Below are 12,500 nucleotides of genomic sequence, written 5' to 3'. Positions count from 1 at the left end.
AATACAGTACAGAACGTATTCATTTTAACAAAAATAACCATTCTTAACTTTTCGTTACATAGTTAGAAACTTTTCCGCCGACCTACTTATACATGGGCTTTAGGTGAAGCTGCTTGTGTGTATTTTGGCGATTTAATGGGTGGGAAAAAACCCGATCCTCAAAAAATTCAAGCAGTCATGCAAGAGGCTTTTACAGGGGCAAAAGAACGGTTTAAGGGGATGAAAAGTTAACGAGGGTTTCGCGCCCAGACGCTAAGGAGCAAAGGCGCAAAGGAAGAAATTTTTGGAAATTTGAAGTTTTAATTATCCAATAAGCGTTACTCTAGACGGTAAAGTTCAAATATTATTATGACACCGGAAGAAATAGCAGGTACGTTAACAGAGTTATTTAGTGCTGAAGTTGTAAAATCTATTGCCCCTGGTTCTTGGCAGGTAGAAACTCCTGATTTTCGGTTATTGGTGCTGCTTTCAGATGATAATTCTTGGTTGCGAGTATTGCTGCCAATTATGCCTTTACAAGAGGCCGCAGCATTTCTCACCCAGTTTCTAGAAGCTAATTTTGATGATACCCAAGAAGCACGGTATGCTGTATATGATGGGGTCGTATGGGGGGTATTTCAGCATAATAGTGGCACTTTAAGTAATGCAGATTTTGCTAATGCCATCGCTCGCCTGATTTCATTATATCAAGTCGGTGTTAATGATGTTTTTAATAATTTGGTGGAAGCTCGGATTCGCGAAATTATTAAAGCAGCTAAACAACAGGGACAATCTCTCGAAGCCACTATGCAAAATTTAGATCGTTTTTATGCGGAAGGATTATTAGGAGATATTGACCAAAATCCCCAGACAAGATTACAAGTTTTAGCAGCTTGGCAACGACAATTAGAACGTCTTTGGGTGGAAATGTAATGAAGGTAATCGGGAAATAGGGGAGATATTTACCAATTACAAATAACAACATCATAAAAATTATTAACGCAGACTCTAAGGAATCCGGGGAATGACACTTGCAGAAATCCAAACTCAAATCAAAAACCAAGTAGCTAAAATTGAAGAGCAACAACAAGCATTGTTAGATTCTCAAAAAGAATTATCTTTGCTTTTGGAGAAGAAAAAAATCATGGAACAAGTAGCATACAAAAAAATTAAAGCCGCCGTCCAGTTATTAAGAGAAGCCCAAGCTGATTTAGAGTTTACGAATGAAGATATTCTCGACATCACTAAATCAAAAATGATTAGCCCTGAAGGAGAAAATGACTTTGACATAGAAGAATATAACCAGAATAGTTTAATTTTAGGGTCTATAGAAATTGATCTAGAAAAATCTGAACTTAGTATTGCAGAAGGTCAAAAAGAATTGGTCAATGCCTTAACGGAGAAACTAGATGATTTTGAATTTGCTTTATCCTGTTTACCTGTAGAAGAAAGAGATTGTGCAAGAGTAAAGCTACAATCTATCATAGGTAATTTTGTAAAGTAGTAATGAACGTCCGGGTCAATTCCTAAAACTGCTTAACTTCCGTAATAAATTTATTACCACCAGCAAAACATCAATTTATGGATATTGTTGAAACTCTTAAAGCCGATTATGCTAGATTTCCGGTAAATCAAACTTACAGCATTTATGCCGATGATGTTTATTTTCAAGATGCTGTTTTTAAGTTTCGGGGAATTGAACTTTATAAATGGATGATTAAATTCATTCAAACTTTTTTCTCCAATCTCAAACTAGATTTACATAATATCCAATCTCAGCAAGAAAATATTAAAACTGAATGGACTATGAGTTGGAATTCTCCTTTACCTTGGAAACCTCACATTTCTGTTTCTGGTTGGAGTGAATTACGTCTAAATGCTGACGGTTTAATCGTTTCCCATATTGATTATTGGCACTGTTCCCGTTTGGATGTCATTAAGCAGCATTTCATTTCTGTGAAAAATCAATCATAATGTAAATAAATGTAAACAAAATTCAGGCAGTAAGGAATCATTGATGCGAGTAATTTTAATGACAGGGAAAGGTGGCGTGGGTAAAACCTCCGTTGCCGCAGCCACTGGACTCCGTTGTGCAGAACTCGGCTATCGGACATTGGTTTTAAGTACGGACCCAGCCCACTCCCTTGCTGATAGCTTTGACGTTGAATTAGGCCATGATGCCCGCCTTATTCGTCCTAATTTATGGGGTGCAGAATTGGATGCACTGCGAGAATTAGAAGGTAATTGGGGGGCTGTCAAACGCTATATTACCCAAGTTTTACAAGCCAGTGGTTTAGACGGGATACAAGCGGAAGAGTTAGCAATTTTACCAGGCATGGATGAAATTTTCGGCTTGGTGAGAATGAAACGTCATTATGATGAAGGGGAATTTGACGTTTTAATTATTGATTCTGCCCCGACTGGTACAGCATTACGGCTGTTAAGTTTGCCTGAAGTTGGCGGTTGGTATATGCGTCGTTTTTATAAACCGTTCCAAAATATTTCCGTAGCCCTAAGACCATTTGTAGAACCTATTTTTAAACCCATTGCTGGTTTTTCTTTACCAAATAAAGAGGTAATGGACGCACCTTATGAGTTTTACGAGCAAATTGAAGCTTTGGAAAAAGTTTTAACTGATAATACTCAAACCTCAGTCCGTCTAGTTACCAATCCCGAAAAAATGGTAATTAAGGAATCTCTTCGCGCTCACGCTTATCTAAGTTTGTATAATGTAGCCACAGATTTAGTTATTGCTAACCGGATTATTCCTCAAGAAGTTACAGATCCATTTTTCCAACGGTGGAAGGAAAATCAAGAACAATACCGTCAAGAAATTCACGACAATTTTCTCCCTCTCCCAGTCAAAGAAGTCCCTCTCTACTCTGAGGAACTGTGTGGTTTAGCAGCTTTGGAAAGGTTGAAAGAAACTCTGTACAAAGATGAAGATCCAACTCAGATTTATTATAAAGAAACCACAATCAGAGTGGTAAAAGATAATAACCAATACAGTTTGGAACTTTATCTACCCAATATTCCTAAAAGCCAAATTCAACTGAAAAAAACGGGAGATGAATTAAACATTACTATTGGCAATCATCGCCGTAATTTGGTATTACCTCAAGCTTTGGCAGCACTGCAACCAGCAGGAGCAAAAATGGAAGATGATTATCTGAAAATTCGCTTTGCTGACAATGTAAATTCTATCTAAACTTTCAAAACTTTTAGATCCCCGACTTCTTCCTTGATTGTGTTAAGAAATTATAATTAATGCTAAGAGGTCGGGGATCTTACCCAACTATTTATTAAATAACCTGAATTCTTACGTACAAATTTATTTTTAACAATGGAATTTGCACCTCTATTTCCCCTTGTTTATCGGCTTCTCCAACCCACTTTTCCCCATTGTCTATGGTGTGGAAACTCCAACGGCAAAACTATCGCCCTTACCTTTGATGATGGACCTCATCCCCAATATACACCCCAGGTATTATCGGTTTTAAAGCGTTACAACATTACCGCTAGTTTTTTCTGGTTAGGAAATTGTGTGAATCGGTTTCCAGACATTGGAAAAACAGTCAGCGAACAAGGACATTGGATCGGATTACATGGTTATGAACATGATTCTTTTCCCTTGCTTTCCCCAACTCAGTTAAAACAGAGTTTAGAAAAAACCCAAATTGCTATTTACAATGCTTGTAATTTATCACCGGAAAAAGTACGAGATGTGCGTCCTCCCAACGGGTTTTTCACACCTCAAACATTGCAATTATTTCAACAGTGGAATTATCGTCCAGTCATGTGGAGTGTAGTTCCTGAAGATTGGGTACATCCTGGTGTCAATGTTGTGGTAAATCGAGTCATGAAGCAAGTTAAAAACGGTTCATTAATTGTGTTACATGATGGCTATTTTGGTGGTAAAGATGTGGCAGAAACTATTAATATTTTGATTCCTCGATTATTACAAGAAGGGTATGAGTTTGTGACTGTTGATAGTTTATAGTAATAGTTAATATCACTCCCACATCCCCTAAAAGCGATTCCTAGGTCGCGCTAGTTCCCTCCGGGACGCTACCGCGAACGCTATTGCACCCCTCCACATTCCCAAAAAGCGAACTGCTTGCGGCAGTGCTAGTTCCCTCCAGGACGCTCCGCCAACGCTATCGCACTCCCTCACATTCCATAAAAGCGATCCTGTCAAAAAATCAACCAGCTAAAGACTTCTTGAACGTTTAGCTCTAATGAAATCCCTGTAAGAACAGGCAGACGATCACTATTTTTAAATTCCCTCACTCGGCGATCACTATCTACAACTAAAATGCTTTCATCTTCAGCATCTAGCAACCATCCCAATTCCGTCCCATACTCGGCACAGTGTAATAGTTTGGCTAGGACTTGTTTATATTTTTGATCGGGAGAGAGAATTTCAATCGCCCAATCGGGATAAATTTCAAAACGATTGGCAATCCGTCCTGACGACAATCGAGGAATTCGCTCCCAACGAAATACAGCTATGTCGGGAACGATCGCTAATCCACCAAAAACACAGCGTAGTTCGGGAAAGGCTTTGGCGATTTTTTGAGGTTTGGCAATTTGATTAATTGTTTCGCAGAGGTCAATCTGAAGTTGACTATGTTCCCCTTGAGGCATCGGTTTTTGTATGATCTGTCCATTAATAAATTCGGAAGCAGGTTCTGTTTCTGGTAATTGCAAAAACTCTTCGATTGTTACGGGTCTAATTGCTGTAACTGTCATCGCTTCATACCCTCCAAAATCTCTTTAATTTTAACAGTCTTTCAAAAGGTTGTTTTCGATAACGGCGGTAAATATCAAAATCACTATCTAATGTAATATTTGATGAAATATTGAGCCGTTCAGAGATAGTAATTAACGACAAGTCAGCAAAATCCCCTGGTAAGTCTGCATACTGTTGATTAAGTTCTCTAATGCGAGTAAAATCTTCTGGTATTAGAGGAATACAACGATAAAGTTTTTGAGCTAAATCGTTGAGAAATTCATTTTGTGTACGATAATCTCTGATCAAAAGATACATCACTTCGGTCACGCAAGGAATAGTTGTAATCAGTTCACTTGAACATTGTTCAAAAAAGTTACAAACGGATTTATGATAATTATCTTGTGCGCTGTAGTAAGCGAATAAAATACTACTATCAGTAAGAATAATAGGAGGATAATCATAAGAATACCCGGTAAGTGGGAAACGAGCGCGTCTTTAGACCTGAGAGGGAAGCGGCGCGAGCGGTTTTAACCGCTGCGGTATTTTCTGTATTATCCGTGATGCGGATCTTCAATATATTTCCTCACCGATTCACTACTAACATTCCCTGCGGTGCTTACAAAATAACTACTTGTCCAAAGAGACGGTAGTTTTTTTAATTGGGGAAATTCTTTTCTCAGGTAGAAACTAGAACGCCCTTTAAATGCCTTGATAACTAAATGTGGGGTGTCTGTAGGCTTGACGCTAATAAATAAATGGATATGGTCTGGAGCCACTTCTAAGGCTAAAATATCCCAACCTTTTTCTATGGCCAGTTCAGCAAAAATCTGTCTCGTTCTTGTTGCTATCTCCCCTACTAAAACCTTTTTCCTGCGCTTAGGAATAAATACAAAGTGGTAATTAACCAAGAATTTAACGTGATCATGGGTTTTGTAGTCTTCTTGCGTTAACATATTTTGTGTTGTTTTCTCTATACCTATTGACAATCCTAGTTTAATCAATTATTATTGAGAAGTCAACAAAATTACATCGTAAATTGGTGGTAAAAAATAAAAAGTCAATGGGAGTACAACAGGTTTTGTTGTCTCCCGACAATGAAATAAAGGCAATATTAGAATATCTTTGTCAACAGTCGGGTAAGCTCTATAACAGTGGTGTTTATTTCGCTAGACAAACATTTTTTAAAACTGGGAAGTTGTTGACGGGTAAGTTTGATTTAGCTTATGAACCTTCAGTAGCTAAAACTATGGTCGCTCAGAGGATGTTTGAAAAGTGGTATTCCGTAATTTTCATCACCAGTTCCCTCCCCTTTACAAGGGGAGGGTTAGGGTGGGGTAAAAAATATTTGATACATCAACCATAACTTTTCAAACACCCTCTTAGAGGGTGTGACCCGTAAACGTAACCACCAAATGCGTGACGGCATTAATAAAGCTGCAAAATTAATTATTGATCATTGCTTAAAATCCGGCATTGGTACATTAGTAATCGGCTGGAATGATGGTTTTAAATCTAACGCTAACATGGGGAGAATTAATAATCAAAAGTTTGTCCAAATGCCGTTAGGTAAACTCAAGGATAGGTTAAAACAACTATGCGATTTACACGGTATTAGATTTCAAGAAACCGAAGAGGCGTATACTTCAATTGCTAGTTTTCTAGATGGAGACTCCCTACCCGTTTATGGTCAAAAACCAGACGGGTGGAAAGCGTCAGGAAGACGAATTGAGCGGGGATTGTATAAGTCGGGTAATGGTTCAATGATAAATGCAGACTTGAACGGCGCAGCTAACATTCTGCGAAAAGTAGCCAGCAATTTAGGCATAGACCTAAGCTCACTGGGTAGACGGGTCTTGACGACCGTAGCGAGAACTAGACTTTGGGCGTTACCTAAGTTTACTCTGTCCGCAGAATCTCAGTCCCTTTAGGGCTGAGAGTGTCAAGGATTTTACATTTTCAGTTGTTTACCTGAACAAATTTTAACAGATTAACTTCCAAAACTTTCCCTATTTAGTGCATAGTCGTAGTCTATCGTAGCGATCGCCCCCCCACATCCCAAAAAGCGAACTGCTTGCAGCAGCGCTTCGCTATCGCACCCCTACATCCCCAAAAAGCGAACAATTAAAATATAGCTTTATTTTCTCTAGTAATTCTAATCAAAAATCGTAAAGCTTCATTAACAGATTCAGCATTAGGAAATAATTCAGCAACATCTGAATCTAATTTAATGATTGTATTACCAAAATTTGTTCGTTTAGCTCCCATTTTTCTAACTTTTAAACTTTTTAAATCATATTCATCTCTAAGTTCATCTTCCATTGTTTTAACCCTCTTGATAAGCTTTTAATTCTTGTTTTGTCACAAGTCTTGCACTAATAATTCTAATTATATCCTCTCTTTCTGTATAAGAAACCAGCAAAATCCGACTTCTTGATGATTCCCCTATAATAATATAACGATGTTCGTCTTCAGAATGATCCGGATCATAAAAATCAACATAGAGTGGATCATCGAAAACTGTTTGAGCTTCTTCAAATGAAACGTTGTGTTTAGATAAATTAGATTTTGCTTTTTGTGTATCCCATTCAAATTCCATACATATAATTAAATTTTAGACGCAGTAATTATAACATTATTACAAGCGATCGCACCTATCACCCCAAAAAAGCGATTCCTGCGGAGCGCTTCGCTATCGCCCTCCATATCCCAAAAAGAGATCGCCCTCTCACATCCCAAAAAGCGAACTGCTTGCAGCAGCGCAACGCTTACGCCCTCCCACATCCCAAAAGCGAACTGCTTGCAGTAGCGCAACGCTTACGCCCTCCCATATCCCAAAAAGCGAACTGCTTGCAGCAGCGCAACGCTTACGCCCTCCCACACCCCAAAAAGAGATCGCACCTCCACATCCCAAAAACGATCACCCCTAACATCCCCGAAAAGCGATTCCTACGGAGCGCTTCGCTATCGCATCCCATCATCCCAAAAAGCGATTCCTACGGAGCGCTTCGCTATCGCACTATGGCGCATAACAAGAAGGAAAAAGTCTTTTTTTATCAATTGTATTAGTATCAATATTGCAAGGTGAGATATATTGACTCAAGTTTTTGAAGCCATTTTCAGTAATATTTGTGTCATTTAAACTTAAACCTTGAAGATTGATTAATGTTTCCAGTTTCTGAAGTCCAATATCAGAAATTTTGGTTGAATCTAAATTTAATTTCCTCAATTGTGTGAGTCCTATTAAATAAGATAGTCCAGCATCTGTTACTTGAGTCCATCCAATATTCAGAGATTGAAGTTGAGTAAGTTGTTGAATCTGCTGAAGACCAGAATCACTCACATTCGTATAGTAAAGTTCCAGATTCTCCAATTGTGGTAATTCTTTGACGTAAGCCAATGCGCGATCGCTAATCTTTGTTTTAGAAAGACTCAATGATTGAAGATTCGGGATCTTTTTTAGGTCAGCTAATCCTGAATCGGTAACGCTTGTGAAGGTTAGATTCAACGCTTTTAATCCAGATAGTCCGTTAAAGTAAGCAAGCCCAGTGCCATTGATTTGGGTGTTAGAAAGATCAAGGCTTTTTAAACCTGATAATTTTTGAAGATGGCTTAATCCTTCATCTGTTACTTGGGTATTGTATAAAGATATTGCCTGTAAATCATTTGGATTAAGAGTAGAAAGGGTCGAAAGATCAGTGGATGCTTCGGGACTTACTCGCAATTCTAGTAGCCACCCATCTGGTACAAAAATACGAACGCTACCTTGTGCTTCTCCTTTTTCTTCCCCACCCGAACCGCTCAGAAAATGAAGATTTTCTTCTAGGATATAGAGTTTACCTAAAGAACGATTAGTCGGAAAATTAAGAGTTCGTTCTGATCCTTGATTCCGCGCAATGGGGGAATTACTTAGACCACAACCAGTAGCCAAAGATAGCATTACCGCCAATAAACCTAGACCTCTGAGAGTTGTTTTATTCATCTACTTCCAAACCTTGTTTGGGAATAATGGCAAGATAACTTTACTTAATTTTAAGGGTTGCATCGAAACCACCACTTAAATCCCAGTAATTATCACTTGGATCAGCATCACTAAATGTAGCAATTAATTTACCATCCGCTTGAAGGGCGGCTAGAATTGCATCTCCATTCAGAGGCGTTCCTGAAACTGTATTTCTGAAATCACTGGCATCATTCGGCCAACCATTTAAGATAATGCCCGTATTGATGTCGTCCAGATAGAGGTTTAGATCCTTAAAATCAAAGTCTCCTGGTGCGCTGTCACCATCATCCATAACAAAGCTAATCTCAATATCCTGAATTTGAGTAGGTAGGGTCGTGTTGGAGGCAATCTCAAAGGTTGTGATATTAACGGGAGTTCCTGAATAACCGACAAAATTAGATTGAGGAGCGGTGAGAATTAATTCTGGGGTAATATCAAAGGTTTTAATGACATCTTCAACTCCGAGGGCATTACCTGCGCGATCGCTTAATTGAGCGGCATCAATAACTAATTGATAATTCCCCACTGCTAAAGCGGGATAGGTAAGTTGAATGGTGCGATCGCCATCTCGGAATTGAATATTTTCAGGCACAATTGTCTGATTAGAGCTATTGATCAAAGTAAAGTTAGCGGCAGTAATCTTAGTTGTGTCTAAGGCTTCTGAGAAACGAATAGTCGCAGTACGCATATTGGCAGAGAAACTATCAATACTAGGCGCAATGGTGTCGGGAACCAGATCGAAGGTCAGGATATTGGAGAGGCTGGTATTGCCACCTGTATCTGTCACTCGCGTTTGTACGTTAACGACTGGTGCATTAGGATCATTACTCAGCGCGATCGCTTGTAAATCAAATGGGAAGGAAAGATCATTGCTGACGACTTGCCCGTTAACTAATAGTTCGACATTACGAACTTGAACATCATCGGTGACATTAGCTTGAATGGAAATAGATGCACCTTCTGTAATTTGAATACCTGTTTGATTGGGGTCTAAGTCAACCACAGGGCTGGTAATCGTAACGGTCGGGGCAACACCTTTGTTATCGAAGGGTAGATAATTGATAACCTGTAAACCACCAGTACCATCGGCAACATAGGCAATGCCAGAGGCTAAGGCTACACCATAGGTAAAGCCAGGAGTGTCAAAGGAGGTAATAAAGTTATTGGTATTTTGGGGGTCACTAAGACTATAAAGACCGACTCCTAATCCTTCTTGAGAAACTAAACCTAATCCTGAGCCATTAAGGGCCACATTACGGGCTACAAAGAAATTATCTGAGCCACTGATTAAGGTAGGATTGGCAGGATTAGAAATATCAATTGTGCTTAACCCACTACCTGCAATAGAAGCAATTCCATTACCTGCAAATACGCCCACATCAGTCGAAGCAATGGAAACCGTTAGCTGTCCTTTAAGAGTTACGGCGGCGGAGTTACTAATATCAACGGTGAAGAAAATATCGGGTCCACTGATGAAACCATAGAGATAGGAGCCATCTCGCGCTAAACCAGTAACTGTTCCTGAACTAGGCAATGTTACCTGTTGGATTTGCTCTCCACTGAGTAAATTAACGGCGCGTAAAGATGTGCCGACGGTGGCATAGGCAATACCATCTACAACTTCAACTTGACTGGCGTTGATATTGATGGTTTGTTTGAGGACGGGGAGCATGGGGTCAGATACATCTACCAACTGTAAACCACCATTATTAGTTGCGACTGCTGCAATTTTTAAGTTGGCATCAACTGCAACATCGGTGGCATCTCCTGCTAGGTCTAATTGTCCCAAAATAATTGGATTATTAAATTGGGAAGTATTAACAACAGCTAAACCGTAGGAACCTGTGGCAACGTAGGCAGTTTGTTGACTGGTGTTAGTAGTTGAACCTTCTACGACTACTCCTTTAGCTTCACCGAATAGGGGGAGAGAGGAGATAATGCCAGTGGGGAAGGCACGACCATCAAAAAGGTCAAGACCTTGTTGAAATTTAGTACCGTCACCTATCCCGTCGTTAGAAGTACTATATTTGGCGGCATCTGTACCCAGAATAAATCTTTGCAAATATTAGATAAACCATCTTCATCAGAGTCAAAGAAGTTCTTTGTACCGATTACTACATTACCAATCCCAACTCCACTACCACTTTCCTTAGTATAGAAGTCATAGTATCCATACCACTGAGTCGTCGCCTGCAATACAAAAATTCGATAGTTGGTGTTTGGGGCTAGTACGACTTGCTGATTAAGCAAAATACCATTACTAGAACTTCCTCTGATATCTATCGTGTCTCGATCTAGATTGAAGATAGTATAATAATGAGTGCCAGTTTGAGGAATCCAATCCGGTTCATCTGATTGAACTAAGTTTAAAGATAGAGAATTTATAGAGAAATTAGACTCCTCAACAGAAATAGATTGATTCAACTGAGCAAAAGCTAGAGACTGAGGAAGAATGATATTTTTTGGAGTGATTTTAGGAGTTGAGACAACAGGTGTTCCTCCTCCGTTCCCATTTGAAGTACCTCCAGGTTTTCCTGCATTAGCATTAATAACATTTTGTAAGAGGTCTGCTTCTTTATTCCGACGTGTTGGATATTTATCTCCAAAATTTTCTAGGTTTTTAACGGCATCGTCCCACCTTTGTTCTGTTACCTGTTTCCAGAAGTTAGGAGTTTTTGTTTTTGCATTTCCATACTGATGTTCTACAGAATAAATAACAGTCTGAGCTTCTGAAGGCAGTTCATTAAAAGGAATTTTTGAATCAGCATTATATTTTTTGATTAAATTATCGGTTACTTTGTTGATAACTACATTGTCTAAACTAGCAACCTCTTCTTTTGAAAGAGTTAGAGGATGATCTTTAAGATAATCGATCGCATCTTGTTTTGTTTTTCCCGTATATGGCTTTAATTTGTCTTTTAATTCTTGTGGAATATTAAGTGCATCAATGCCTGCCTCATTAGTTTGCCCAAGATCAATACCAGTGCCAACTGTAACTCCACTGTTTTCGATGGCTTTTCCATCTTTGTCTTTAGGAACATAACCTTCAGTTTTACCCTTACCCTCTACATCACCAAGAAAATTTCTATCTATTTGAGTATCTTTAGGCTTTTTAGAGCCATCGCCAGAACCACCTCCAGAACCACTTCCATTATTTCCTGGTGGATTGCCTGCTCCCGCAGTAGCACCCGGATTCACGAAATGCCAACCAGGAGCCAAAACTCCCACCCCTTCATCAGACTTAATAACCTTCCCATCCTCACTAACCGTCCCTGTCCCGATCACAATCCACTGACCCGCAACATGATCAAACGACCAGGAGCCACAGGGACAATCATCGCCTGAGTCGCGGCATTCCCCTCACGATCCTGAGCCGAACCTGGCGCAAACATCACCTTAACCTCATCCCATACCGATGGATCAACATTAGGTAACGCCTGCTGTAATAACGCTTTAGACGCATCCCCAAAACCTACATCTGTATTTTCCGTTGTAGATAAAGCCTTAACATCACTCGCAAACATCGGCGGCAAATAAATATTAAACGGCACCCCATCCATGAATAACTGAGTGGATTGGCCAGGCACACTATGGAACGCCTTACCTAAACTCGCATATTGCGTTCCTGCCGGCGCATTGGCCGCCTTAGAACCATCAATGTAAACAAAAAACTCTGGTGCAGGCACATCTTTAAGGATAAAATAGCCATTCGCATCCGTCACCGCCTTCACATCGGGCAAGAAATCTAAGCGAATTTCTACCCCTTGTAACGGCTTATTCGTGCCA

The 12,500-nt window shown here is 39.6% G+C and carries 15 protein-coding genes and 1 pseudogene; 7 read left to right on the top strand and 9 right to left on the bottom strand.

The annotated features are described in order from the left end of the window. The first annotated feature begins 348 nt into the window (after positions 1-348). From AN490_RS05825 to AN490_RS05805, 5 genes are all read left to right on the top strand, one after another. Positions 349-912 (top strand): hypothetical protein, encoded by a 564-nt coding sequence (locus tag AN490_RS05825; protein WP_168697186.1) that lies wholly within the window; start codon positions 349-351, stop codon positions 910-912. A gap of 91 nt (positions 913-1,003) precedes the next feature. After that, positions 1,004-1,483: a hypothetical protein gene (locus AN490_RS05820; RefSeq protein ID WP_015080011.1), complete on the top strand. Its 480-nt coding sequence runs from the start codon at positions 1,004-1,006 to the stop codon at positions 1,481-1,483. A gap of 77 nt (positions 1,484-1,560) precedes the next feature. After that, on the top strand, positions 1,561-1,953 hold the full coding sequence (locus tag AN490_RS05815) for a DUF2358 domain-containing protein (RefSeq protein WP_168697187.1): 393 nt from the start codon (positions 1,561-1,563) through the stop codon (positions 1,951-1,953). Positions 1,954-1,996: 43 nt separating this feature from the next. Continuing rightward, entirely contained in the window at positions 1,997-3,187 is a 1,191-nt protein-coding gene (locus AN490_RS05810) for a TRC40/GET3/ArsA family transport-energizing ATPase (RefSeq protein ID WP_148764960.1), read from the top strand. A 135-nt stretch (positions 3,188-3,322) separates the two neighbouring features. Beyond that, positions 3,323-3,979: a polysaccharide deacetylase family protein gene (locus tag AN490_RS05805; RefSeq protein ID WP_300000803.1), complete on the top strand. Its 657-nt coding sequence runs from the start codon at positions 3,323-3,325 to the stop codon at positions 3,977-3,979. Between the two features lie 194 nt (positions 3,980-4,173). Here the strand turns inward: AN490_RS05805 and AN490_RS05800 are convergent, their stop codons facing one another. The 3 genes from AN490_RS05800 to tnpA form a co-directional block, all read right to left on the bottom strand. Next, positions 4,174-4,731 (bottom strand): Uma2 family endonuclease, encoded by a 558-nt coding sequence (locus AN490_RS05800; RefSeq protein WP_300000801.1) that lies wholly within the window; start codon positions 4,729-4,731, stop codon positions 4,174-4,176. A 4-nt stretch (positions 4,732-4,735) separates the two neighbouring features. Continuing rightward, positions 4,736-5,158: a VapC toxin family PIN domain ribonuclease gene (locus tag AN490_RS05795; RefSeq protein WP_366925022.1), complete on the bottom strand. Its 423-nt coding sequence runs from the start codon at positions 5,156-5,158 to the stop codon at positions 4,736-4,738. Positions 5,159-5,265: 107 nt separating this feature from the next. Beyond that, the gene (gene tnpA, locus AN490_RS05790; protein WP_300000799.1) at positions 5,266-5,667 is read right to left on the bottom strand and encodes an IS200/IS605 family transposase; all 402 of its coding nucleotides are present in this window, start codon (positions 5,665-5,667) and stop codon (positions 5,266-5,268) included. A 107-nt stretch (positions 5,668-5,774) separates the two neighbouring features. Between tnpA and AN490_RS05785 the strand changes: the two genes are divergently transcribed. Next, positions 5,775-6,077, top strand: a complete 303-nt coding sequence (locus tag AN490_RS05785) for a hypothetical protein (RefSeq protein ID WP_300000797.1) — start codon at positions 5,775-5,777, stop codon at positions 6,075-6,077. A gap of 16 nt (positions 6,078-6,093) precedes the next feature. Then, positions 6,094-6,642: pseudogene (locus AN490_RS05780) on the top strand (transposase); the annotation flags it as partial. Positions 6,643-6,835: 193 nt separating this feature from the next. Here the strand turns inward: AN490_RS05780 and AN490_RS05775 are convergent. The 6 genes from AN490_RS05775 to AN490_RS05750 all read right to left on the bottom strand — a co-directional run bounded on the left by AN490_RS05775 (position 6,836) and on the right by AN490_RS05750 (position 12,454). Beyond that, a complete protein-coding gene (locus AN490_RS05775) occupies positions 6,836-7,033 on the bottom strand; it encodes a hypothetical protein (protein WP_193964000.1) in 198 nt (65 codons plus the stop codon). Between the two features lie 4 nt (positions 7,034-7,037). Next, positions 7,038-7,310, bottom strand: coding sequence for a BrnT family toxin (locus tag AN490_RS05770; protein ID WP_300000793.1), 273 nt, complete (start codon positions 7,308-7,310; stop codon positions 7,038-7,040). 420 nt (positions 7,311-7,730) lie between these two features. Further along, positions 7,731-8,693, bottom strand: coding sequence for a hypothetical protein (locus AN490_RS05765; protein ID WP_300000791.1), 963 nt, complete (start codon positions 8,691-8,693; stop codon positions 7,731-7,733). Positions 8,694-8,733: 40 nt separating this feature from the next. After that, positions 8,734-10,776: an Ig-like domain-containing protein gene (locus AN490_RS05760; protein WP_300000789.1), complete on the bottom strand. Its 2,043-nt coding sequence runs from the start codon at positions 10,774-10,776 to the stop codon at positions 8,734-8,736. Further along, positions 10,716-11,999 carry a pesticin C-terminus-like muramidase gene (locus tag AN490_RS05755; protein ID WP_300000787.1) on the bottom strand — a complete coding sequence of 428 codons (1,284 nt, stop codon included), beginning with the start codon at positions 11,997-11,999 and terminating at the stop codon, positions 10,716-10,718. The genes AN490_RS05760 and AN490_RS05755 overlap by 61 nt, the downstream gene beginning before the upstream one ends. Next, positions 11,996-12,454 (bottom strand): hypothetical protein, encoded by a 459-nt coding sequence (locus tag AN490_RS05750; protein ID WP_300000785.1) that lies wholly within the window; start codon positions 12,452-12,454, stop codon positions 11,996-11,998. The genes AN490_RS05755 and AN490_RS05750 overlap by 4 nt, the downstream gene beginning before the upstream one ends. Positions 12,455-12,500: the final 46 nt, after the last annotated feature.

Origin of the sequence: Anabaena sp. AL09, from assembly GCF_001672255.1 — a bacterium.
GTDB lineage: Bacteria > Cyanobacteriota > Cyanobacteriia > Cyanobacteriales > Nostocaceae > Dolichospermum > Dolichospermum lemmermannii.
Note: the sequence above shows the minus strand (reverse complement) of the source record. Positions and strands in the feature narration are given on the sequence as shown.

Excerpts from the sequence above, each read along its gene's own strand:
- AN490_RS05770 (WP_300000793.1), bottom strand. The coding sequence starts at position 7,310 with ATGGAATTTGAATGGGATACACAAAAAGCAAAATCTAATTTATCTAAA.
- AN490_RS05805 (WP_300000803.1), top strand. The coding sequence starts at position 3,323 with ATGGAATTTGCACCTCTATTTCCCCTTGTTTATCGGCTTCTCCAACCC.
- AN490_RS05810 (WP_148764960.1), top strand. The coding sequence starts at position 1,997 with ATGCGAGTAATTTTAATGACAGGGAAAGGTGGCGTGGGTAAAACCTCC.
- AN490_RS05800 (WP_300000801.1), bottom strand. The coding sequence starts at position 4,731 with ATGACAGTTACAGCAATTAGACCCGTAACAATCGAAGAGTTTTTGCAA.
- AN490_RS05785 (WP_300000797.1), top strand. The coding sequence starts at position 5,775 with ATGGGAGTACAACAGGTTTTGTTGTCTCCCGACAATGAAATAAAGGCA.
- AN490_RS05765 (WP_300000791.1), bottom strand. The coding sequence starts at position 8,693 with ATGAATAAAACAACTCTCAGAGGTCTAGGTTTATTGGCGGTAATGCTA.
- AN490_RS05825 (WP_168697186.1), top strand. The coding sequence starts at position 349 with ATGACACCGGAAGAAATAGCAGGTACGTTAACAGAGTTATTTAGTGCT.
- AN490_RS05815 (WP_168697187.1), top strand. The coding sequence starts at position 1,561 with ATGGATATTGTTGAAACTCTTAAAGCCGATTATGCTAGATTTCCGGTA.
- AN490_RS05775 (WP_193964000.1), bottom strand. The coding sequence starts at position 7,033 with ATGGAAGATGAACTTAGAGATGAATATGATTTAAAAAGTTTAAAAGTT.
- tnpA (WP_300000799.1), bottom strand. The coding sequence starts at position 5,667 with ATGTTAACGCAAGAAGACTACAAAACCCATGATCACGTTAAATTCTTG.
- AN490_RS05820 (WP_015080011.1), top strand. The coding sequence starts at position 1,004 with ATGACACTTGCAGAAATCCAAACTCAAATCAAAAACCAAGTAGCTAAA.